The following is a 22,527-nucleotide window of genomic DNA, read 5'->3' as shown; positions in this document are numbered from 1 at the left end:
GGCTGCGGACTGCTCAACGCCGCAGAGATGATCAGCATGTCGAACCGACAACGCAACGCCTACCAGCAGTGGGACAAAACCAGTTCGCCGCTTGAACGCCTGTCGCCCTACGCATCGCCGCGCATGCCAATACCGGCTCAGGCGTCCGGCGAAGGTGCACACAAGGTCTACGCGATGCTGGCGAAGGGCAACACGGCGTTGTTTCTCGACGTGTGGCCGCTACACATGTTTTACAAGAAATTCGGATTGCAACGGTTCAAGCGGTGCTTACCGGAGCGGCGGGAGTTGCGCGGCTCGGTCGTGTGGCCGATTGAAGCGGCCGTTCCGTTCGGTGCGGTGCAGCCCCGCGTCGTGCGCGCGTTTGATGCGATTGACGCGGGGGATACTGCTGGAGGTGTCAAGTTGTTGGCGGAGCACGAACAACTTAACATCCTGCAACCGGCCATGTACGACAATACGGCGTTTGCCATGTTGATGCGGGCCAACCAGTTCGCGTGGGCGCTGAATATCCCAACCGGATCGGCGCGGGAAATTCAGCTGACTCTGGCGAACCAGTGCACGGTCACGGGTGCCAATGCCAAACACGAGATCTTCAGCAAACAGCCCCTGGCTAATCTGGCGGACCCCAACCAACGGATGGCGTTCGTGCCACGCGCGGCACAGCGGTTCGATAATCTGCTGCGCGACCCTATAGAGAAGCACATGGTCGAAAACTCGATTTTTCTGATTGCGCATCCGAGGTGATCATGTTGCGCGGAAGAATCAAAGGATGCGGGTATCTCGTATGCGCTCTAATCGGCTGTGCCGTTGTTTGGGGTATTTATGCGATGACAAGTCCCGTTGACGAAGTTGTACTGACGCTAGGGGAGCCCTATGAGCAGGTGCGCAAGCAATCCCGCTCGACCTTGCCTGCTGGCGACCCTGGAATATTTTGGGGAGGATTCGTAACTCGGCCAGCCAGATTGCGTTTCACAGATCCTGAGCATGGCTTCGTCACGCCTCCGGCAAAACTCCTATATGTCGGAACGGGCGAGTTTGGAAAGGTCGAATCGGCAACGTTGTCACCGCAGATTGAAACCTTGCCCCTCGATAAGGCAATGGTCATTGTCGAGGATTTGCAGGAACAGTTACAACGGCGCGGCTGGCATCCGATACGCGCTCAACGCTTTCCACCAATCACAAGCACGCCGACGATGGTGGAGAGCATACGGCGCGGCGACGATCCACAGTCCTTTTGGCAGGTCGCCGGCAAATATCAGGTCGCCCTCGATATTCGACGGTTCGTCCACGAAAGCCGGCCACAGGACGAGCGTTATCTCATAACCGTTGAGCTTAGCGGTCCGCCGCTCATGGAAGCCTATCCCGGCGATTGACACGCGGCCACCGCGTCGAGGACGCGGAGAGCGATACCATCGAGATTGACGGGTACCGATAAACAGGAGCAAGTCCCAAGATGTTTGATTTTATGAACCAGTGCGATCCGCGCGGGCCTTTTCTCGTCAATGGGTCGCGTCACATCAGCACAATATCGTACTGCTCCTGACTCAAATTCGACTCCACCTGCAACGACACCGGCTTGCCGATGAAATCGATCAGCATCGCCAGGTGCTGCGACTCTTCTTCAAGAAACAGATCGATCACCTGCTGTGACGCCACTACGCGAAACTCACGCGGATTGAACTGTCGCGACTCGCGCAGAATCTCGCGCAGCACGTCATAGCACACTGTGCGCGGCGTCTTGACCTGCCCCTTACCCTGGCAAACCGGGCAGGGCTCGCACAGCACATGAGCCAACGATTCGCGCGTGCGCTTGCGCGTCATCTCCACCAACCCAAGCTGCGAGAACCCATTCACAGTCACGCGCGTGCGATCCCGCGACAACGCCTTCTTCAACTCACCGAGCACCTGATCGCGATGCTCGACGTTCTCCATATCGATGAAGTCGATAATGATCACGCCGCCCAGATTACGCAGCCGCAATTGCCGCGCGATCGTGTGCGCGGCTTCAAGGTTGGTCTTGAAGATCGTATCGTCGAAATTGCGCGCGCCGACGTAACCGCCGGTGTTCACGTCAATGGTGGTCATCGCCTCGGTCTGGTCGATCACCAGATACCCGCCGGACTTCAGATCGACCCGGCGCGACAATGCGCGCTGGATCTCCGCCTCGATGTTGTACAGATCGAAGAGCGGCCGCTCGCCGGTGTAGTGATGCAGCTTCGACGACACCGCCGGCGTGAATTCCGCCGCGAAGTCGGCAAGCATTTGATAGGTCTCGCGCGAGTCGACCTGAATCCGCGACGTTTCATCGTTCACGAAATCGCGCAGCACACGTTGCGCGAGATTCAGGTCCTGATACAGCAGGCTGGTCGGCGGCATGCGCTGACCTTGCGAGATGATCGTCGCCCAGGTCTTGCGCAAATACGCGACGTCCCCCGCCAACTCTTCGCTGGTCGCATCTTCGGCAATGGTGCGCACGATGTAGCCGCCTTTTTCATCGGCGGGCAACACGGCGGTCAAACGCGCGCGCACGGCCTCGCGTTCGGCTTCGCTCTCGATCTTCTGCGAGATGCCGATGTGCGGCTCCTGCGGCAGATACACGAGCGTGCGCCCGGCGATACTCACCTGCGTGGACAGTCTTGCGCCCTTGGTGCCGATCGGATCCTTCACGACCTGCACCATCAGCGTCTGGCCTTCGAAAACGATCTTTTCGATCGGCTGATGCGGCGTCTGATGCTGCGGCTCGCCGGCAATGCGCGGGTGCCAGATATCGGCTACATGCAGGAACGCGGCGCGTTCCAGACCGATGTCGATGAAGGCGGATTGCATGCCCGGCAACACGCGGACGACTTTGCCGAGATAGACATTGCCGACGCGTCCCCGCGACAGCGTTCGTTCGACGTGAAGTTCCTGGACGGCGCCTTGCTGGACGAGCGCGACTCGCGTTTCCTGCGGCGTGACATTGATCAGGATTTCTTCATTCATGGTGTTATTTTAGAAGTCGATGCGCGCTGCACGCAGGAGGGCAGCGGTTTCAAAAAGCGGCAAACCCATGATACCTGAATAGGACCCGTCGATATGTTCGATAAACTCCGCGGCGCGTCCCTGCACACCATATGCGCCCGCCTTGCCGAGCGGCTCGCCGCTGGCCGCGTAGCGGCGCAGAGCGTGCGCGTGCAGTGCAGCAAAACGCACCTTCGATACCGATAGCGCAGCAGGCAGCAACGTGCCTTCGGCGTCGACCACCGCGACGGCCGTCAACACCTCGTGAGCGCGACCAGAGAGGCGTGTGAGCATCGCGACGGCGTCGTCGGCGTCGACGGGTTTGCCGAGGATCGCGTCATCGATCGTGACAGTTGTGTCGGCAACCAGAATCGGCCGTGCCACATGGCCGCCGGCCACGAGACGGGCGCGCGCGGCGTGAGCTTTGGCGATGCACACGCGCTGTACGTAGTCGCGCGCGCGCTCGCCGGGCAATTCGACTTCAAGCGCTTCGGCATCTTCATCGGGACGCGGCAGCAGCAATTCGAAACGCACGCCGAGCTGCTGCAACAGCTCCTGGCGGCGTGGGCTCTGAGACGCGAGGTAGACGAACGGATGCAGCGAAGCGGTGTGCGTTGGCATGAACAGGTCTCGATGAGGCGGATTGTGTCAATGCGCGAGAAGCGCGCGGCGAGCTTGTCGGTCGAGCGTCGATCAGCGTGTCGAAGTACACCACGCAAGAGGTGTCGATAAAACAGCCCGATAAGCAGGCCGATCAGCAGGCCAAAAATCGTGTCGAAGAACTTGTCTACAAGCCCGTCAACCTGCGCAGGCGACGAGACCAGAAAACGCGCGATCTGTCAGCAGGCTCGTTCGCTCACACGCGGTGATAGGGGTGATTTTGCGTGATGGTCCACGCGCGGTAAAGCTGTTCGGCGAGCAGCACGCGCACCATCGCGTGCGGCAGCGTCAGGCTGGAGACGCGCAGCAGCATATCGGCGCGCGCTTTCAGATCGGGATCGAGCCCGTCGGCACCGCCGATCAGAAACGCCACGTCGCGGCCGTCCTGTTGCCAGCCGGGCAGGGCGCCGGCGAGCTGCATCGTGGTCCAGTCCTTGCCGCGTTCATCGAGCGCGACGATGCGCGCGTTCTTCGGCAACGCGGTTTCGATTTTCTGCCGCTCGGCAGCCATCACGCTTTCGGCTGGACGCCCCGACGAACGCTGCTCGGGCTTGATCTCGCGCAGCTCGATACGCAGCTCGGGTGGCATGCGTTTCGCGTATTCGTCGAAGCCGGTGGCGATCCAGTCCGGCATCTTGTGGCCGACAGCGAGGATATGCAGTTTCATGACGGATGTAATCGCGGATGCAATCACGGGTGGAATAGAGGGCGCAAGCGCTGCAATCGCGGACGCAACCGCGGACTACACGTCGCGGACTTCAGCTGTTTGCTAGCCGGGCGCTTACTTGCGGCGTGCCGGCGCCTTGCGTGCGGGCTTTTTGACAGCCGGCGCATCTTCCTCTTCGTCCTCGTCGTCCGGCTCGCTCGAGCGCGCGCCGCCGAACGGATTCGGCGTCGACAGCTTGATGCGCACCGGCTTGTCGCCCCAGATTTCCTCGAGGTTGTAGTACTGGCGCAGCGCCGGCTGCAGGATGTGCACGATCGCGTCGCCGCAATCGACCAGCACCCATTCGCCGATGTCCTCACCCTCGGTGCTGATGATGTCGCCGCCGTTTTCCTTGACGCTCTCGCGCACGCTCGAAGCGAGCGCCTTGGTCTGGCGGTTCGAGGTGCCGCTCGCGACGATCACGCGATCGAACAACGCCGTCAGGTGGCTGGTGTTGAACACCTTGATGTCTTGCGCTTTGACGTCTTCGAGAGCGTCGACGATCACGCGTTGCAGTTTGCGAATATCCATGGGGTTACCGGTGGTACAGATGATGTTGAAGAATATAGTCCCACACCGCGGTGGGGACATGGCTCGCGGCGGCCTGGTCTTGCTGTTCCTCGCCCACGAGGGCGAGCCGCTGGTTCACCTGTTCGCGCAGATGCGCGCGAATGTCGGTGGCCGAGACGTTGAACGCAAGCGTCGTATCGATCAGCAAGTGGCCGCAGGGGGTGGCTTGCAGAACGTCGGCGCGGGCACGGCGCGCGTCGATTTCTTTAGCGACCACGGGCGGAATCGACGCGAGATCGAAACCGGGGCGCGTGGCCGCGCAGATGTGAGCAAAGTCGAACAGACGCCGCCAGTCGCGCCAGCTGTCGAGATGCACCAGTTGATCCGCGCCGATCAGAAGCGCAATCGACGCATCCGGACCTTCACGTTCACGCCAAAATTGAAGCGTATTGACGGTGTAGGTCGGACCGTCGTGTTCAATTTCGTCGGTCGCCACCCGCACGGTCACGCCCGGCAGCACCAACGCGCCGGCGGCGGCGCGGGTCATGGCCAGCCTGTGTTCGGCGGCTGACACGTCGGTTTTCTGCCAGGGCTGGCCGGCCGGCAGCAGCACCAGTTCGGTCAGGTCCAGCACCTCGGCGAAACGCCGCGCGAGCGCGAGGTGGCCGTCGTGGATCGGATCGAAAGTGCCGCCGAGCAGGCCGATCCGGCGAGGCAGGGCGACAGGATGAGCGTTCGGCTTCAGGTGAAGATCCTTTGTCGTGGTCACGTGCAGTGAGGCTTGGGCCTAACGGGCCTCAGCCTCACACCCACTCGCGCGGCACGAGAAAATCGCTGTAAAGACGCGCTTCCGGCGTGCCCGGTTCCGGCTGCCAGTTGTAGCGCCAGTTCACCACAGGCGGCATCGACATCAGAATCGATTCGGTGCGTCCGCCGCTCTGCAGCCCGAACAGTGTGCCACGGTCGAAGACCAGATTGAACTCGACGTAACGGCCGCGCCGGTATGCCTGGAAGTCCCGCTCGGCTTCGCCGTACGGAATGTTGCGGCGCTTTTCGATGATCGGCAGGTACGCTTTGAGGAATCCCTCGCCGACGCTTTTCAGCATCGCGAACGATTGATCGAAGCCCAGCGCCGAGAAATCGTCAAAGAAAATCCCGCCAATGCCACGCGGTTCGTTGCGGTGCTTGAGGAAGAAATACTCGTCGCACCAGCGCTTGAAACTCGGGTAGAGGTCCGCACCATAAGGCTGCAGCGCGTCGCGGCAGACACGATGGAAATGCTGCGCGTCTTCCTCGTAGCCGTAGTACGGCGTCAGATCCATGCCGCCGCCGAACCAGAACACCGGCTCTTCGCCGGCTTTGGTTGCAACCAGCAGACGCACGTTCATATGCACGGTCGGGCAGTGCGGATTGTGCGGGTGCAGCACGAGCGAGACGCCCATGGCTTCGAAACCACGGCCGGCCAGTTGCGGGCGCGCGGCGCTCGCCGAACCGGGCAGCGTGTCGCCCGCTACGTCCGAGAAGCCGATGCCGGCGCGTTCGAAGACGTTGCCGCCTTCCAGAATCCGCGTGCAGCCGCCGCCGCGCAGCTTTTCGCCGGGGCCGCGCTGCCACGCGTCGGTCGCGAACGGCTTACCGTCGAACGCGCCGAGTGTGTCCGCGATATGCGTTTGCAGGCCTTGCAGCCAGCTGCGCACGGCCTGTGCGTCATAGGTCGAATCGGTCATGAATGCAGATGCTGAGGGCGGCACGCTCGACGTGCCACGGGTTCTTCGTGAAGGGCAACGGCCGGGCCTTCGTCAGGATGTTCCTGCTCCTGCGAAGGCGCGGCGGCACATTTGTTCGCGCCGGGTGAATGCCGCTCGACCCGGGGCGCCCACATGGTGCGGTGGGCGCGGCTACGACCGCGAAATCCGCAGTGTAGCGCCGTTGGCGCCGCACGCGGGCGAGTGGGGATGTGGCTTAGTGCTTGCCTTCTGTCTTGGCGTCGTGCTTGCGGTTCAATGCACGGTAGCCGATGTCGCGGCGATATTGCATGCCGTCGAACGAGATCTGGTTGATCGTCTCGTACGCGACCGATTGCGCGCTGCGCACCGAATCCGCCAGACCGACCACGCACAACACGCGGCCGCCCGAGGTGGTCAGCTTGCCGTCCGCGAGCGTGGTGCCGGCGTGGAACGTGACCGAATCATCGGTCTCTGCCGGAATATCACTGATCCGGTCGCCCTTTCTCGGCGTGTCCGGATAGTTGTGCGCCGCGAGCACGACGCCCAACGCGGTGCGGCGGTCCCATTCCAGTTCGATCGTGTTCAGCGTGCCGGCAATTGCCTGCTCGACCACCTTCGAGAAGTCGCCCTTCAGGCGCGCCATGATCGGCTGCGTTTCCGGGTCGCCCATCCGGCAGTTGAATTCGAGCGTCTTCGGGTTGCCTTGTGCGTCGATCATCAGACCGGCGTACAGGAAGCCGGTGAAGCGGATGCCTTCTTTCTCCATGCCACGCACGGTCGGCTGGATGATCTCGCGCATCACGCGTGCATGCAGTTGCGGCGTGACGATCGGCGCGGGCGAGTAGGCGCCCATGCCGCCCGTGTTCGGGCCCTGATCGGCGTCGAGCAGACGCTTGTGGTCCTGGCTCGAGGCGAGCGCCAGCACATGCTTGCCATCCACCATCACAATGAAACTCGCTTCCTCGCCGGCGAGGAATTCCTCGATCACGACACGCGCGCCGGCATCGCCCAGCTTGTTGTCCGACAGCATCATGTCGACCGCGGCGTGCGCTTCTTCCAGCGTTTGCGCGACCACCACGCCCTTGCCGGCGGCGAGGCCGTCGGCCTTGATCACGATCGGCGCGCCCTTGGCGTCCAGATACGCGTGCGCGGCGGCCACGTCGGCGAACGTTTCGTATTCGGCGGTCGGGATCGCATGACGCTTCATGAACGCCTTGGCAAAATCCTTCGAGCTTTCGAGCTGCGCGGCTTCCTTGCTCGGTCCGAAAATCTTCAGACCGCGCGAGCGGAACAGGTTGACGATACCCGCGGCGAGCGGACCTTCCGGCCCGACCAGCGTGAAGGCGACCTGTTCTTTCTCGACGAAATCGGCGAGCGCGGCAGGATCGGTGATGTCGATGTTGCGCAGACGCTCGTCCTGGGCCGTGCCGCCGTTGCCGGGCGCAACGTAGACGAGCTGGACCCGCGGCGATTGCGCGAGCTTCCATGCGAGCGCATGTTCGCGACCGCCGGAACCGACGACGAGTAACTTCATGTGAATCCCCGAGACTTAAAAACCATAAACGGCTGAAGCATCACGCTCAGCCGTGGAATAACAGCGAGGTTTGCAATGGGCCCGCAGCCAGAGAGCGGCGCAGGGCACATAGCGAACCCGAGTGGCAACGGTGCGGAAGGGCATAAACCAACGCCCGCTCAGTAGCCGCGAGGCTTACCGGAGGCGCAGGCGTGATTCAATGCCGATCCACGCGCAAAGCGTCAGATACAGCCCGCCGCCGGGGCACGCTCATTCGTCGGCGATCGCCGCGTTTGTATAGACTTCCTGCACGTCGTCCAGACTCTCCAGCGCGTCGAGCAGCTTCTGCATTTTCACCGCGTCGTCGCCGGTGAATTCGACTTCCGTCTGAGGTTTCATCGTCACCTCGGCCAACTCGGCCTTGAAGCCCGCGGCTTCAAGCGCGGTCTTCACCTTCGGGAAATCGTTCGGCGGGCACAGCACTTCGATACTGCCGTCTTCATTCGTGACGACGTCGTCAGCGCCGGCTTCGAGCGCGGCTTCCATCAGCTTGTCTTCAGCCGTGCCGGGCGCGAACAGGAACTGGCCGACGTGATCGAACATGAACGACACCGAGCCGTCCGTGCCCATGTTGCCGCCGTTCTTCGAGAACGCGTGACGCACGTCCGCCACCGTACGGGTGCGGTTGTCGGTCATGGTGTCCACGATCACCGCCGCGCCGCCGATGCCGTAGCCTTCGTAGCGGATTTCTTCGTAGTTTGCGCCGTCCACGCCGCCCACACCGCGCTGGATCGCGCGGTTGACGTTATCTTTCGGCATGTTGGCGTCGTACGCCTTTTCGACGGCGAGCCGCAGACGCGGATTCGAGTCGATGTCGCCGCCACCCATGCGGGCCGCGACCTGGATTTCCTTGATGAGCCGCGTCCAGACCTTGCCGCGCTTGGCGTCGGCCGCTGCTTTCTTATGCTTGATGTTGGCCCATTTCGAATGACCCGCCATACCTTTCTCCATCGCGCGCGCCAGCGGGGCGCACGCATAGTGCAATTGTCGTTGCGATGTCGGGCGCTTGCGACTGCGATCCTGATTGCGATCTTGCGCCTCGATTCAGACAGTTTCAGCTTGATAACGCCCGGCTGTGTCCGGTTGCGCCGCGGCTAGCGGGACCGGTTGCAGCGCGGTTGGGGCCAGGCGGTGCGGCTAGCGGGCTGAAAACGCCGCGCCAGTTCCGGCAAGCCCCGCGTAAAGGCGCGATGCGCCAGGCAGTTGTGCAAGTTGAGCCGCTCTTTGAGCGGATTCGAATTTTATCACGGCGCGGGGGTGCGGCAGAGGCCGGATGAGCCGAAAGTAGGCACCACGCGCGTCTTTTGGAGCGGCTGGACGCCGCGCGCCACGCCCGAACGGCATCGCCGGCCTTGTTGAAATAAACATTTTTGTTTATATTCGACTTTGTGTTCATGAACACAGGAGGGCCGGTGAAGCAAAGCGAGTTCAGACGTTGGCTCGCTGACCAGGGGGCGACTTTCGAACAAGGCAGCAAACATTTGAAGGTGTATCTGAACGGTCGGCAGACCACACTGCCGAGGCATCCCGCTCACGAGATTCGGAGCCGCTTCGCAAAGTAATTCTCAAACAACTGAAATGCAAATAGAGGCAAGCCCCGCAAGGGGCTTCATCGTCGCCCAGGCTTTTCCCGTCAAGGGACCACGGAGAGTTACCTATGTTTCGCTACCCCGCCCGCATCGAACCAGACGAAGCCGGCTTGACCGTTTCCTTTCGCGACATTCCCGAGGCCCTGACCTCGGGCGCAACGCTCGAAGAAGCACGCGAAATGGCGGCGGACGCCTTGGCGACGGCAATGGATTTCTACTTTGAAGACAAGCGTCAGGTTCCGTTGCCATCAAAGGCGCGGCGTGGCGAAGAACTGATCGAATTGCCCGCCAGCCTGGCGGCGAAGGTGCTGCTGCTCAACGAAATGCTGGCACAAAAAGTGTCGGCCGCAGAACTGGCGAGGCGCCTTCATACCCGTGCGCAAGATATCCAGCGCGTGATCGACCTCGGTCACGTCACGAAGATCGACACGATTGCGTCCGCGCTCGCCGCGCTGGGCAAACGCCTCGAGTTGTCGATTGTGCCCGCATAGGCATCTGCTCGCGTAGCGGGCGCAGGCACGGCGGCGTTGCTCCGCGTCGTCTGCGTCCGTCCGCTGTCTCTCCGGGCTGCTGTCAGTTTTTCGTGCCGAACAGGCGGTCGCCGGCGTCGCCGAGACCCGGCACGATGTACGCGTGCTCGTTCAGGTGCGAATCGAGCGAGGCCACGTACAGCTTGACGTCCGGATGCGCGTCCTGGAACACCTGCACGCCTTCCGGCGCGGCCACCAGCGCGAGGAACAAGATGTTCTCGCCCGCCACGTTGCGGCGCTTGAGCACGTCTACCGCGTGCACAGCCGAGTAACCGGTCGCGACCATCGGATCGCACAGAATGAACACGCGGTCTTCCAGATCCGGCAGGCGCACCAGATACTCGACCGGGCGATGGTCCTCGGCGCGATACACGCCGATGTGGCCCACGCGCGCCGACGGCACCAGCTCCAGCAGGCCGTCCGACATGCCGATGCCGGCCCGCAGTACCGGCACGATCGCCAGCTTTTTGCCGGCGATCACCGGCGCGTCGATTTCGACCAGCGGCGTGGTGAGGCGGCGCGTGGTCATCGGCAGGTTGCGGGTGATCTCGTAGCCCATCAGCAGCGTGATCTCGCGCAGCAGTTCGCGGAACGTGCGCGTCGAGGTGTCCCGGTCGCGCATATGCGACAGCTTGTGCTGGATCAGCGGGTGATCGAGGATGAAAAGATTGGGAAAGCGGCTGTCCTGAGTCATGGCGGGGGCGCAAGCGGCGGAAAAAGGGATCGGCTCCGGTATCGGATCGGCGGCTGGCGCCGGCTGAAAATACAGCCGGCGGGGCACGCCACGCCGCAAGTTTATCGAAAGAGTGCCGCCGGAAGATACCGGAGATTGCAGCGGCCCGGGGCAGTCCGGCACCGATTCTTCTAGAATCGGGGAAACGTGGCTGCGATCGGGCGGCCTTCGTCGGCGACACGGCGACACGGCGACACGGCGACACGGGGGCACGGGGGGCACGGCCGTGGCCACGACGGGGGCACAAATGGCCCGCAGCCGGACTACGAGCGAATCACGAAAGGCGCGACCGGGCCACGACCGGGTCGCAATCAAGTCACAAGCGAGTCACAAGCACGCGCACATTCACGTCACGAGGATACAAACATGGACATGGGAATCGCAGGACGCACCGCGCTGGTTTGCGCGGCCAGCAAGGGTTTGGGGCGCGGCTGCGCGGAAGCGCTGGCAGCCGAAGGCGTCAATCTGACGATCGTCGCGCGCACGGCTGAGACGCTGGAGGCGACCGCCGCCGAAATCCGCAAGCAAAGCGGCGTGGAAGTGACAACAGTGGCATGCGACATCACCACGCCGGAAGGACGCGCCGCGGCGCTCGCCGCGTGTCCGCAGCCGGACATTCTGGTCAACAACGCGGGCGGCCCGCCGCCGGGCGACTTCCGCAACTTCACGCACGAAGACTGGATCCGCGCGCTGGAGAGCAACATGCTCACGCCGATCGAGCTGATCCGCGCGACCATCGACGGGATGAGCGAGCGCGGCTTTGGGCGCATCGTCAATATCACGAGTTCCGCCGTGAAGGCGCCGATCGACGTGCTCGGCTTGTCGAACGGTGCGCGCTCGGGCCTGACCGGGTTCATCGCGGGTCTCGCGCGCAGCAAGGTGGCCTCCTCGGGCGTGACGATCAACAGCCTGTTGCCGGGCATCTTCGACACCGACCGCATCGCCACCACCTTCGCGGCGCAAGCCAAGGCGCAAAACATTTCCGTCGACGATGCGCGCAAGCAGCGCATGAAGACGATCCCCGCCGGCCGTTTCGGCAATCGCGACGAATTCGGCCGTGCCTGTGCGTTCCTGTGCAGCGTGCATGCCGGCTACATCACCGGTCAGAACTGGCTGATCGACGGCGGCACTTACCCCGGTACGTTCTGAACGGTCACGTTTCGAAGCAACGGCATCACTCTCACTACAACAACCACAATCACAGCGGTTTCAGGAGTCTTACGTCATGAGCACCCGCATCGCGCTGATCGCGCACGATCACAAGAAAAACGACATCGTCAAACTGGCCGGCGAATACGTCGATACGCTCAGGCGTTGCGAGATCGTCGCGACCGGCACGACCGGCACGCGCATCGGTGACGCGCACGGTCTCACGGTCGAACGCATGCTGTCCGGCCCGCATGGCGGCGACTTGCAGATCGGCGCGCAGCTCGCGGAAGGGCGGGTGGACATGGTGATTTTCCTGCGCGACCCGATGACGCCGCAGCCGCACGAACCGGATATCAACGCGCTGGTGCGTGCCTGCGACGTTCACAACATTCCCTGCGCCACGAACATTTCGACCGCGCGAATGATTCTCGACGTGCTGACCTTGCGCCTCACGCAGCAGGTTTGAATGCGCGCATGTTGGGCGGTCAATCGGCGTCACACACCAAGGAGATATGATGGTTAAAGCAGTCCGATTCGATAAAACCGGCGGCCCGGAGGTGATGAAATGGGTCGACGTGGAGGTAGGCGAGCCAGGCGCGGGCGAGATCCGCATCAAGCAGAACGCGGTTGGGCTGAACTATATCGACGTGTATTTCCGCACGGGCCTGTATCCGCTGCCGCTGCCCGGTGGCCTCGGTATGGAGGCGGCGGGTGAAGTCACCGCGGTCGGCACAGGCGTGAGCGGTTTCAAAGCGGGCGATCGCGTGGCATACGTGGCGCGTCCGCCTGGCGCCTATGCCCAGGAGCGCGTGCTGTCGGCGGCGCAAGTCGTCAAGGTGCCGGACGCGTTGAGCGACGAACAGGCGGCTTCTGTCATGCTGCAAGGGCTGACGGCGCAATATCTGCTGCGCCGCACGTATCCCGTGAAGGCCGGCGACACGATCCTGATCCAGGCCGCGGCCGGCGGCGTCGGCCTGCTGGTGTGCCAATGGGCGAAGGCATTGGGTGCGACGGTGATCGGCACGGTCGGCTCCGACGAAAAGGCCGAGATCGCCAAAGCGCACGGCTGCGACCACGCCATCGTCTACACGCGCGAGAACTTCACCAAGCGCGTGCGTGAGATCACCAACGGCGCGGGTGTGCCGGTGGTGTACGACTCGATCGGTAAGGACACGTTTACCGGCTCGCTCGATTGCCTCGCGCCGCTCGGCATGTTCGTGAGCTTCGGCAATGCGTCAGGACCGTTGCCGCCGATCGATTCGTCGGAATTCGCCGGACGCGGTTCGCTGTTCTTTACGCGCCCGACGCTCTTTACCTATATCGCCAAACGCAGCGACTACGAGGCAATGTCCGCCGAGCTGTTCGACGTGCTGGTGTCGGGCAAGGTGAAGACGAGCATCAACCAGCGTCATGCGCTGGCGGATGTCGGCCGCGCACACGCGGATCTCGAAGGCCGTCGCACTACAGGCTCGACGGTTCTGCTGCCGTAAGCTCTCATGCCATGAACCCAGGGCGGCGCATCGCGCGGGTGTAAAAACCGCCGCGCCATGACGCCGCTGTGTGTGGCATCCAGGCGGCCGCGAAATACCGCAAACCCATACCCCGCCGCCACAAGGCCGTTCCGTCCCCGATGGAACGGCCTTTTCCGTTTACGCGATTTTTACACTCCATCTCAAATCTTTGACCTGCCCTTTACGCGGATCGGCATAACGTTGCACCCATCCAAAGTCCGTGAGTGGAGAACAAGATGGATGTGCTGTATGTCGGGGGGCTGGTGCTGTTTTCCGCGCTGACCTTTGCATTGATTGCCGGCTGCGAGAAGTTGATGCAGTTCCGGCGCGGTCAGGGAGCGCGGTGATGAACTGGATTCTCTGGTTGTCGGGCGCGGCTACCGCGCTGTTGTTTGTGTACCTGGTCTATGCGCTGTTGCGCGCGGAGGACATTGAATGAACTCGAACAATGTCCTGCAAGCGGGCCTCTTCATCGTCGTGCTGCTGCTAGCCGCGGTGCCGATGTCCCGCTATCTGACCAATGTGATGGACGGTACTTCGCGCGTGGTCCGCTTTGGCGGCCCGCTCGAACGCTTGCTGTATCGCATTGCGGGCGTCGATCCGTCGACGGAAATGAGCTGGAAGCACTACGCGATCGCCACGATCGCGTTCAACGTGCTCGGCGTGCTGTTCCTTTACGTGCTGTTGCGCGTGCAAGGCTGGCTGCCGGGCAATCCGCAGCAGTTCGGCCCGATGACGGTGGACGGCGCGTTCAATACGGCGGTCAGCTTCGTGACCAACACGAACTGGCAGGATTACACGCCTGAGCAAACCGTTGGCTATCTGACGCAGATGCTCGGCCTGACCGTGCAGAACTTCTTCTCCGCGGCCACCGGCATTGTGGTGGTGATTGCGTTGATTCGCGGCTTCGCGCGTCATACCGCGCAGACCATCGGCAACTTCTGGGTCGACCTTACGCGGGTGACGCTGTACGTGTTGCTGCCGATGTCGGTGATCGTCGCTGCGGTTCTGATGAGCCAGGGCGTGATCCAGAACTTCAAGGCATATGAAGACGTGCCGACGCTGCAGACCACCACCTACGCCGCACCGAAGCTCGATGCACAAGGCAATCCCGTGAAGGATGCCAAGGGCAATGCAGTGACGGTCGACACGCCGGTGAAGACGCAGACCCTCGCGATGGGCCCGGTTGCCTCGCAGGAAGCGATCAAGATGCTCGGCACCAACGGTGGCGGCTTCTTTAACGGCAACTCGGCGCATCCGTACGAAAACCCGACACCGTTCTCGAACTTCCTGCAGATCTTCTCGATGCTGCTCATCCCCGCGTCGCTCGCGCTGGTGTTCGGCCGGATGATCATGGACCGCAAGCAGGGCGTGGCCGTGCTCGCGACGATGGCGATCGCCTTCAGCGTGTGCGTGTTCGGCGAGATCAGCGCCGAGCAATCGGGTAATCCGGCGTTGACGGCGTTGCATGTCGATCAATCGGCGACTGCGTTGCAGTCGGGCGGTAATGCGGAAGGCAAGGAAACGCGCTTCGGTATCGCGCAGTCGGGCATCTTCACGGTGGCGACCACGGCGGCTTCGTGCGGCGCGGTGGCTAACACGCACGACTCGCTGACGCCGATCGGCGGCCTCTATCCGATGCTGTTGATACAACTCGGCGAAGTGATCTTCGGCGGCGTGGGTTCCGGTATGTACGGCATGCTCGTGTTCGCGATGCTGGCGGTGTTCGTGGCGGGCCTGATGATCGGCCGCACGCCGGAATACGTCGGCAAGAAGATCGAAGCGTATGAAATGAAGATGGTGTCGATCGTGGTGCTGCTCACGCCGCTGCTGGTGCTGGTGGGTACGTCGATCGCGGTGCTGACCGATGCCGGCAAGGCGGGTATCGCGAACCCCGGCGCGCACGGTTTCTCCGAAATCCTCTACGCGTTCAGCTCGGCTGCGAACAACAACGGTAGTGCGTTTGCTGGTCTGACGGTGAGCACGCCGTTCTACAACTGGCTGACGGCGATCGCGATGTGGTTCGGGCGCTTCGGCACGGTCATCCCGGTGCTGGCGATTGCGGGCTCGCTCGCGGCCAAGAAGCGCATCGGTGTGACCGGCGGCACGCTGCCGACTCATGGCCCGCTGTTCGTCGTGCTGCTGCTCGGCACGGTGCTGCTGGTCGGCGCGCTGACTTATGTGCCTGCGCTCGCGCTCGGTCCTGGTGTCGAACATCTGATCATGATGGGCGCCCATTGAGGCGCCCCGTCGAGATGACGCAAGACCAGTGAGTGCACAGGCATAAGTGACGCGTAACGGGAAATTCGAGGATTCAATGACTGAACATAACGCAACCAGGTCCATGTTCGACCCGGCGCTGCTGCGCCCGGCGATCGTGGACTCCTTCAAAAAGCTCACGCCGCGCACGCAGTTCCGCAATCCGGTGATGTTCTGCGTGTACGTCGGCAGCATTCTGACGACCATTCTGTGGATCGCCGCGCTTGGCGGCCAGGCCGAGGCGCCCGCGGGTTTCATTCTCGCGGTCACCTTGTGGCTGTGGTTCACGGTGCTGTTCGCGAACTTCGCGGAGGCGCTCGCCGAAGGCCGTTCCAAGGCCCAGGCCGCGTCGCTGCGCAGCGCGAAGAAAGACGTGATGGCCAAGAAGCTCAACGAGCCGCATCCGAAGTCGCCGATCCGCATTGTGACGGCGTCCGATCTGCGTAAAGGCGACGTCGTGCTGGTCGAAACGGGCGACGTGATTCCGGCCGACGGTGAAGTGATCGACGGTGTCGCGTCGGTCGACGAATCGGCGATCACGGGTGAATCCGCACCGGTGATCCGCGAATCGGGCGGCGACTTTTCGTCGGTGACGGGCGGCACGCGCGTGCTGTCGGACTGGATCGTCGTGCGGGTGACGGCCAATCCGGGCGAAGCCTTCCTCGACCGCATGATCGCCATGGTCGAAGGCGCGAAGCGTCAGAAGACGCCGAACGAAATCGCGCTGACGATTCTGCTGGTCGCGCTGACCATCGTGATGCTGCTCGCCACGGCGACGCTGCTGCCGTTCTCGATGTTCTCCGTCGAAGCTGCAAAAGCGGGCCACGTGGTGACGATTACCGCGCTGGTCGCACTGCTGGTGTGTCTGATTCCGACCACCATCGGCGGACTGTTGTCGGCGATCGGTGTGGCCGGTATGAGCCGCATGATGCAGGCGAACGTGATCGCCACCTCGGGCCGCGCGGTGGAAGCCGCCGGCGACGTCGACGTGCTGTTGCTCGACAAGACCGGCACGATCACGCTCGGTAACCGCCAGGCATCGCAGTTCGTGCCGGCGCCGGGCCTGACCGAAGAAGCGCTGGCGGACGCCGCCCAGCTTTCGTCGCTCGCCGACGAAACGCCGGAAGGCCGCAGCATCGTCGTGCTGGCCAAGCAGCGTTTCAACATCCGTCAACGCGATATGGCTTCGCTGCACGCCCAATTCCTGGCGTTCACGGCGCAAACGCGGATGAGCGGTGTCGATCTGCCGGGCCGTGAAATCCGCAAGGGCGCGTCCGATGCAGTGAAGAACTACGTCGAAGCGAATGGCGGCCGTTTCCCGAACGAAGTCAGCGCGGCAGTGGCCGAAGTCGCACGTCGCGGCAGCACGCCGCTGGTGGTCGCCGAGAAAGGCGAGCAGGGCGCACGCGTGCTCGGCGTGATCGAACTGAAGGACGTGGTGAAGGGCGGCATCAAGGAACGCTTTGCCGAACTGCGCAAGATGGGTATCAAGACCATCATGGTGACCGGCGACAACCGGCTCACCGCCGCAGCGATCGCAGCAGAAGCCGGCGTCGACGATTTCCTCGCCGAAGCCACGCCGGAAGCGAAGCTCGCGACGATTCGCGCGCACCAGGCGGAAGGTCGTCTGGTCGCGATGACCGGCGACGGCACCAACGACGCCCCGGCGCTCGCCCAGGCCGACGTCGCGGTGGCGATGAATACCGGCACGCAGGCCGCGAAAGAAGCCGGCAACATGGTCGACCTCGATTCGAATCCGACCAAGCTGATCGAGATCGTCGAGATCGGCAAGCAGATGCTGATGACGCGCGGCTCGCTGACCACGTTCTCGATTGCCAACGACGTCGCCAAGTACTTCGCGATTATTCCGGCTGCGTTCGCCACCACTTACCCGGCACTGAACGCGCTGAACGTGATGCATCTGGCCACGCCGGCCTCCGCAATCATGTCGGCGGTGATTTTCAATGCGCTGATCATCGTGCTGCTGATTCCGTTGGCACTCAAAGGCGTGAAGTACCGGGCGCTGGGCGCGGCGATTCTGCTGCGCCGCAATCTGCTGGTCTACGGTTTGGGCGGGATCATCGTGCCGTTCATCGGCATCAAGCTGATCGATATGGTGCTGGCCGCATTCGGCTGGGTTTGAGAAGCGGCTGTTTAAGAGGAATTATTCATCATGAAAAATCTGTTCCGTCCGTTGATCGTGATTTTCGCGGTGCTGACCGCCCTCACCGGACTTGCTTATCCCGCCGTGATGACTGCGGTCGGTCAGGCGGCTTTCCCCGATCAGGCCAACGGCAGCCTGCTCGAGCAGGGCGGCAAGGTGGTCGGCTCGAAGCTGATCGGCCAGCAGTTCGATGCGCCGCAGTACTTCTGGGGCCGTCTGTCGGCGACCAGCCCGATGCCGTACAACGCGCAGGGCTCGTCTGGTTCGAACCTCGGACCGACCAACCCGGCGCTGCTCGATGAGGTCAAAGGCCGTATCGACGCGTTGAAGGCTGCCGGCACGGATATGTCGAATCCGGTGCCGGTCGATCTGGTGACGTCTTCGGGCAGCGGTCTCGATCCGGAGATCAGCCCGGCAGCCGCCGCTTATCAGATCGAACGCGTTGCCAAGGCGCGCAAGCTCACCACGAACGACGTGCAGGCGCTGGTCGATCGTTATACGAGCGGCCGCCAGTTCGGTATTCTGGGTGAGCCGCGCGTGAATGTGCTGCAACTGAATCTGGCACTGGATGAGATGAAACACGGTTGAGGGTCGCCGAACGCTAACAAGCGTCAATAAGCGATCTCGATGGCGGTGACCCGAGGAGGCGGCGTCCATGCGGCGCCGCCTTCTATTTGTTTTCGCGCCCGCTGTGGTGGCAGGCCGCCTGGCGCACGTGTAGCACCACTTGATCGGCGGGCGGCACGGCTGCCATTGCCGCTGTCATTTCCTCAGCCAATTGCGGCCCGGCCGCCGCCGTGCCACCATGCACGCACTATCGCTCGCCTTACTATGAAAACCATTGAGCATGAACCGCCCCGATCCTGATGAACTGCTCGACAAGCTGCAACGCGACGAAGAGAAACGTCAGCGAGGCAGGCTGAAGATTTTCTTCGGCGCGTCGGCGGGTGTCGGCAAGACCTATGCAATGTTGCAGGCCGCGCGGCGCCGTGCCGATGAAGGCGCGGACGTGGTGGTCGGCATCGCCGAAACCCACGGCCGCAGCGAAACCGCTGCGCTGCTCGAAGGCCTCGACGTGCTGCCGCTCGCGCATATCGAGTATCGCGGCCGCAAGCTCGGCGAGTTCGATCTCGACGCCGCGCTCGCCCGCAAACCGCAACTGATTCTGGTCGACGAACTCGCGCATTCGAACGTGCAGGGCGCACGGCATCTGAAGCGCTGGCAGGACGTCTACGAACTGCTCGACGCGGGCATCGACGTCTACACCACGGTCAACGTTCAGCACCTCGAAAGCCTGAACGACGTGGTCGGCCAGATCACCGGCATCCGCGTCTGGGAGACGGTGCCCGACCGCGTGTTCGATCGCGCCGACGAAGTCACGCTGGTCGACCTGCCCGCCGAGGAACTGCTCGACCGGATGCGCGACGGCAAGGTGTATTTGCCGCAGCAGGCCGAGCGGGCGGTGCGCAACTTCTTTCGCAAGGGCAATCTGATCGCGCTGCGCGAGCTGGCCTTGCGCCGCACAGCGGACCGTGTCGATGCGCAGATGCGGGAATATCGCGCCGATCGTTCGATCCAGCGGATCTGGCAGGCGCGTGAGCGCTTGCTGGTGTGTGTGGGCCCGGGGCCGGAAGCGCCGATGCTGGTGCGGGCCGCAGCGCGCCTCGCCGCCAGCCTGAAGGCCGACTGGATCGCCGTCTACGTGGAAACGCCCGCGTTGCAGCGCTTGCCCGATGCCCGCCGCGAACGCACGCTGAACGCCCTGAAGCTTGCCGCCGAACTCGGTGCCGAAACCGCGACGCTTGCGGCTACCGATGCGGTCGCCGCCCTGATCGGTTACGCCCAGGCACGCAACGTCTCCAAGCTGGTGGCCGGCGCTTCGGCCCGCACCGGTTTCATGCGCTGGCTGCGCCGGCCGCTCGGCGAGCGCATCGCCGAACGCGCGGGCGATCTCGACCTCACGCTGATTCGCGCCTCGTCGGAACGTGACGGCGGCGAGCATCGGCGCTTGCTGAACACCACTGCCAACGCATGGCGCGAGGTGTTGAGCACGGCGCGCGAACGCCGCTCGCCGCCGCGCGCTTACGGTATCGCGCTGGCGATTTGCGCGGCCATTACGCTGCTGTCGAGCCAGTTGATCGACCGTATCGATCTGGCCAACCTCGTCATGCTGTACCTGCTCGGCGTGATCTTTACCGCCGTGAAGCTGGGCCGCGGGCCGGGCGTCGTCCTGTCGTTCATGAGCGTGGCCGCGTTCGATTTCTTCTTCGTGCCGCCGCGCATGTCGCTGTCGGTGTCCGATACGCAGTATCTGCTGACCTTCTTCGGCATGCTGCTGACTTCGCTCGTCATCAGCCATCTCACCTCGAGCTTGCGCCGTGAGGCGAGTGTCGCGCGGCGCCGCGAGCAACGCACCGGCGCGATGTACGCCATGGCGCGTGAACTCGCGGCGGCGCTCACCACCGAGCAGATCGTCGGCATCGGCAGCCGGCATGTGAGCGAAGTGTTCGGCGCGCGCGTGGCGATCCTGTTGCCGGACAGCGCCGATCAGGTGAAGCAGAAGATCGAAGACCCCGACGCGGCCATCACGCTCGAAGGCGAACTGCTCGATAGCGACGTCGGCCAATGGGTCTACGATCAGCAGAAGCCTGCCGGGCAAGGCACCGACACGCTGCCGGCCGCCGCCGCGCTGTACTTGCCGCTGAAGGCGCCGATGCGCACGCGCGGCGTGCTCGCGGTCGTGATGCGCGACGAACGCGAGCTGGACGTGCCCGAGCAGCAACGCATGCTCGACGCGTTCGCCGCGCAGATCGCGCTGGCTCTCGAGCGCGTGCACTACGTCGACATCGCGCGCGACGCGCTCGTCAATATGGAATCGGAGCGCTTGCGCAATTCGCTGCTGTCGGCCATCTCGCATGATTTGCGTACGCCGTTGACGACGATCGTCGGCTTCTCGTCGATGCTGGCGCAATCGCGTGAGGCGCATCCCGGTGTGCAACCCGGCGACGATCTCGTCGAAGCGATCCACGAAGAAGCGCTGCGCATGACCGGCATCGTCACTAATCTGCTCGACATGGCGCGCTTGCAGGCAGGCAGCCTGCAATTGAACCAGCAATGGACGCTGCTCGAAGAAACCGTAGGCGCCGCGCTGCGGGCATGCAAACGCGTGCTGGCGAATCATCCGGTGCAGGTGAAGCTGCCCGCGGATTTGCCGCTGCTGCATCTGGACGCCGTGCTGATGGAACGGCTGTTCTCGAACCTGTTCGAGAATGCCGCTAAATACACCGCGCCGGATACGCCTTTGACAATCAGCGCGCAAGGCCTCGACGCGGACGGCAAGTCGTTCGTGCGCGTCGCGGTCGACGATACCGGGCCGGGTCTGCCGGCCGGCATGGAAGCGCGTGTGTTCGAGAAATTCACGCGCGGCGAGAAGGAGTCGGCCAAGCCGGGCATCGGCCTCGGTCTCGCGATCTGCCGCGCGATCGTCGAAGCGCATGGCGGTACAATCGGCGCGCTCAATCGCTTATCCGCGGACGGCCGCGTCGAAGGCGCGCGCTTCTGGTTCACGCTGCCGGTGGAAACGCCGCCCGAAGCACCGGATGCGCTGGAAGACGAAGGCGCCGACGCGTTGCCCGATCTCGATTCAACTCTTATCCAGCATTCCAAGCCAAACCATGAGTGACCCGAGCATCACAGTCGTCCTGATTGAAGACGAAAAGCAGATTCGCCGCTTCGTGCGAACGGCGCTGGAAGGCGAGGGCATCGTCGTGCACGACGCCGAGACCGGTAAGCAAGGTCTCGTCGAAGCCGCGACGCGCAAACCCGATCTCATCATCGTCGATCTCGGGCTGCCCGACACCGACGGTCTCGATGTGATTCGTGAACTGCGTGGCTGGAGCGAGTTGCCGGTGATCGTGCTGTCGGCGCGCACCCAGGAAACCGAGAAAGTCGCGGCGCTCGACGCCGGAGCGGACGATTACCTCACCAAGCCGTTCGGTGTCTCCGAACTGCTGGCGCGCATCCGCGCGCATATGCGGCGGCGCAATCAGGGCGGCGCGAATGAATCGCCGGTGGTGCGCTTCGGCGCGGTGACGGTCGATCTGGCCTTGCGTCAGGTGAGCCGCGACGGCGTCGCCGTCCATCTGACGCCGATCGAATACCGCCTGCTCGCGACGCTGGTGCGTCACGCCGGCCGTGTGCTGACGCACCGGCAATTGCTACGCGAGGTGTGGGGGCCATCGCATGTCGAGAGCCATCACTATCTGCGTATCTACATGGCGCATCTGCGCGGGAAACTGGAACGCGATCCGGCGCAACCGGAGCATATCGTGACGGAAACCGGCGTGGGATACCGGCTGGTGGGAGCGGTTTAGCGTTGCCCGAGGTGCTTGTTGAGTTTACAAGTGGGGTTCGTGC

At 63.2% G+C, this 22,527-nt stretch carries 22 protein-coding genes; 13 read left to right on the top strand and 9 right to left on the bottom strand.

Features of this window, described 5'->3' with window-relative positions:
- Window positions 1-9: 9 nt before the first annotated feature.
- Both P0D84_RS14590 and P0D84_RS14585 read left to right on the top strand, forming a co-directional pair.
- The gene (locus tag P0D84_RS14590) at window positions 10-744 is read left to right on the top strand and encodes a DUF2515 family protein (protein ID WP_408339838.1); all 735 of its coding nucleotides are present in this window, start codon (window positions 10-12) and stop codon (window positions 742-744) included.
- Between the two features lie 83 nt (window positions 745-827).
- A complete protein-coding gene (locus tag P0D84_RS14585) occupies window positions 828-1,373 on the top strand; it encodes a flagellar biosynthesis sigma factor (protein ID WP_408337424.1) in 546 nt (181 codons plus the stop codon).
- A 139-nt stretch (window positions 1,374-1,512) separates the two neighbouring features.
- Here the strand turns inward: P0D84_RS14585 and rng are convergent, their stop codons facing one another.
- The 8 genes from rng to P0D84_RS14545 all read right to left on the bottom strand — a co-directional run bounded on the left by rng (window position 1,513) and on the right by P0D84_RS14545 (window position 9,115).
- Window positions 1,513-2,982, bottom strand: coding sequence for a ribonuclease G (gene rng / locus P0D84_RS14580; RefSeq protein ID WP_115782275.1), 1,470 nt, complete (start codon window positions 2,980-2,982; stop codon window positions 1,513-1,515).
- Window positions 2,983-2,991: 9 nt separating this feature from the next.
- Window positions 2,992-3,621: a Maf family protein gene (locus P0D84_RS14575; RefSeq protein WP_408337421.1), complete on the bottom strand. Its 630-nt coding sequence runs from the start codon at window positions 3,619-3,621 to the stop codon at window positions 2,992-2,994.
- 235 nt (window positions 3,622-3,856) lie between these two features.
- Window positions 3,857-4,327 (bottom strand): 23S rRNA (pseudouridine(1915)-N(3))-methyltransferase RlmH, encoded by a 471-nt coding sequence (rlmH, locus tag P0D84_RS14570; protein ID WP_408337419.1) that lies wholly within the window; start codon window positions 4,325-4,327, stop codon window positions 3,857-3,859.
- A gap of 114 nt (window positions 4,328-4,441) precedes the next feature.
- Window positions 4,442-4,897 (bottom strand): ribosome silencing factor, encoded by a 456-nt coding sequence (gene rsfS, locus P0D84_RS14565; protein WP_408337417.1) that lies wholly within the window; start codon window positions 4,895-4,897, stop codon window positions 4,442-4,444.
- Window positions 4,898-4,901: 4 nt separating this feature from the next.
- Window positions 4,902-5,645 carry a nicotinate-nucleotide adenylyltransferase gene (locus P0D84_RS14560; protein ID WP_408337415.1) on the bottom strand — a complete coding sequence of 248 codons (744 nt, stop codon included), beginning with the start codon at window positions 5,643-5,645 and terminating at the stop codon, window positions 4,902-4,904.
- Window positions 5,646-5,679: 34 nt separating this feature from the next.
- Window positions 5,680-6,603: an oxygen-dependent coproporphyrinogen oxidase gene (hemF, locus tag P0D84_RS14555; RefSeq protein ID WP_408337413.1), complete on the bottom strand. Its 924-nt coding sequence runs from the start codon at window positions 6,601-6,603 to the stop codon at window positions 5,680-5,682.
- A gap of 235 nt (window positions 6,604-6,838) precedes the next feature.
- Complete coding sequence (gene purD, locus P0D84_RS14550; protein ID WP_408337411.1) at window positions 6,839-8,137, bottom strand: phosphoribosylamine--glycine ligase; 1,299 nt, start codon at window positions 8,135-8,137, stop codon at window positions 6,839-6,841.
- A gap of 249 nt (window positions 8,138-8,386) precedes the next feature.
- Window positions 8,387-9,115 (bottom strand): YebC/PmpR family DNA-binding transcriptional regulator, encoded by a 729-nt coding sequence (locus tag P0D84_RS14545; protein WP_408337409.1) that lies wholly within the window; start codon window positions 9,113-9,115, stop codon window positions 8,387-8,389.
- A 718-nt stretch (window positions 9,116-9,833) separates the two neighbouring features.
- Here P0D84_RS14545 and P0D84_RS14540 point away from each other — a divergent pair.
- On the top strand, window positions 9,834-10,256 hold the full coding sequence (locus tag P0D84_RS14540) for a type II toxin-antitoxin system HicB family antitoxin (protein ID WP_408337407.1): 423 nt from the start codon (window positions 9,834-9,836) through the stop codon (window positions 10,254-10,256).
- Between the two features lie 82 nt (window positions 10,257-10,338).
- Here P0D84_RS14540 and upp read toward each other — a convergent pair whose 3' ends face one another.
- The gene (upp, locus tag P0D84_RS14535; RefSeq protein WP_011487457.1) at window positions 10,339-10,989 is read right to left on the bottom strand and encodes a uracil phosphoribosyltransferase; all 651 of its coding nucleotides are present in this window, start codon (window positions 10,987-10,989) and stop codon (window positions 10,339-10,341) included.
- Window positions 10,990-11,394: 405 nt separating this feature from the next.
- Between upp and P0D84_RS14530 the strand changes: the two genes are divergently transcribed.
- The 10 genes from P0D84_RS14530 (at window position 11,395) to kdpE (ending at window position 22,484) form a co-directional block, all read left to right on the top strand.
- Window positions 11,395-12,177: an SDR family oxidoreductase gene (locus P0D84_RS14530; protein WP_408337405.1), complete on the top strand. Its 783-nt coding sequence runs from the start codon at window positions 11,395-11,397 to the stop codon at window positions 12,175-12,177.
- A 76-nt stretch (window positions 12,178-12,253) separates the two neighbouring features.
- Window positions 12,254-12,643, top strand: a complete 390-nt coding sequence (locus P0D84_RS14525) for a methylglyoxal synthase (protein ID WP_408337403.1) — start codon at window positions 12,254-12,256, stop codon at window positions 12,641-12,643.
- 49 nt (window positions 12,644-12,692) lie between these two features.
- Window positions 12,693-13,667 (top strand): quinone oxidoreductase family protein, encoded by a 975-nt coding sequence (locus tag P0D84_RS14520; protein ID WP_408337401.1) that lies wholly within the window; start codon window positions 12,693-12,695, stop codon window positions 13,665-13,667.
- A 257-nt stretch (window positions 13,668-13,924) separates the two neighbouring features.
- Window positions 13,925-14,035, top strand: a complete 111-nt coding sequence (locus tag P0D84_RS14515) for a potassium ABC transporter ATPase (protein WP_175052838.1) — start codon at window positions 13,925-13,927, stop codon at window positions 14,033-14,035.
- Window positions 14,035-14,127, top strand: a complete 93-nt coding sequence (gene kdpF, locus P0D84_RS14510; RefSeq protein WP_011487462.1) for a K(+)-transporting ATPase subunit F — start codon at window positions 14,035-14,037, stop codon at window positions 14,125-14,127. Before P0D84_RS14515 ends, kdpF begins: the two co-directional genes overlap by 1 nt.
- Window positions 14,124-15,929, top strand: coding sequence for a potassium-transporting ATPase subunit KdpA (kdpA, locus tag P0D84_RS14505; RefSeq protein WP_408337398.1), 1,806 nt, complete (start codon window positions 14,124-14,126; stop codon window positions 15,927-15,929). The genes kdpF and kdpA overlap by 4 nt, the downstream gene beginning before the upstream one ends.
- Before the next feature lie 76 nt (window positions 15,930-16,005).
- A complete protein-coding gene (kdpB, locus tag P0D84_RS14500) occupies window positions 16,006-18,090 on the top strand; it encodes a potassium-transporting ATPase subunit KdpB (RefSeq protein ID WP_408337396.1) in 2,085 nt (694 codons plus the stop codon).
- A 30-nt stretch (window positions 18,091-18,120) separates the two neighbouring features.
- Window positions 18,121-18,699 (top strand): potassium-transporting ATPase subunit KdpC, encoded by a 579-nt coding sequence (gene kdpC, locus P0D84_RS14495; RefSeq protein ID WP_408337394.1) that lies wholly within the window; start codon window positions 18,121-18,123, stop codon window positions 18,697-18,699.
- Between the two features lie 259 nt (window positions 18,700-18,958).
- Entirely contained in the window at window positions 18,959-21,793 is a 2,835-nt protein-coding gene (locus P0D84_RS14490) for a DUF4118 domain-containing protein (protein ID WP_408337392.1), read from the top strand.
- A complete protein-coding gene (gene kdpE / locus P0D84_RS14485) occupies window positions 21,786-22,484 on the top strand; it encodes a two-component system response regulator KdpE (RefSeq protein WP_408337391.1) in 699 nt (232 codons plus the stop codon). Before P0D84_RS14490 ends, kdpE begins: the two co-directional genes overlap by 8 nt.
- The last annotated feature ends 43 nt before the right edge of the window (window positions 22,485-22,527 follow it).

It is taken from the genome of Paraburkholderia sp. RL17-337-BIB-A (assembly GCF_046025895.1).
In the GTDB taxonomy this organism is placed as follows: domain Bacteria; phylum Pseudomonadota; class Gammaproteobacteria; order Burkholderiales; family Burkholderiaceae; genus Paraburkholderia; species Paraburkholderia fungorum_C.
Note: the sequence above shows the minus strand (reverse complement) of the source record. Positions and strands in the feature narration are given on the sequence as shown.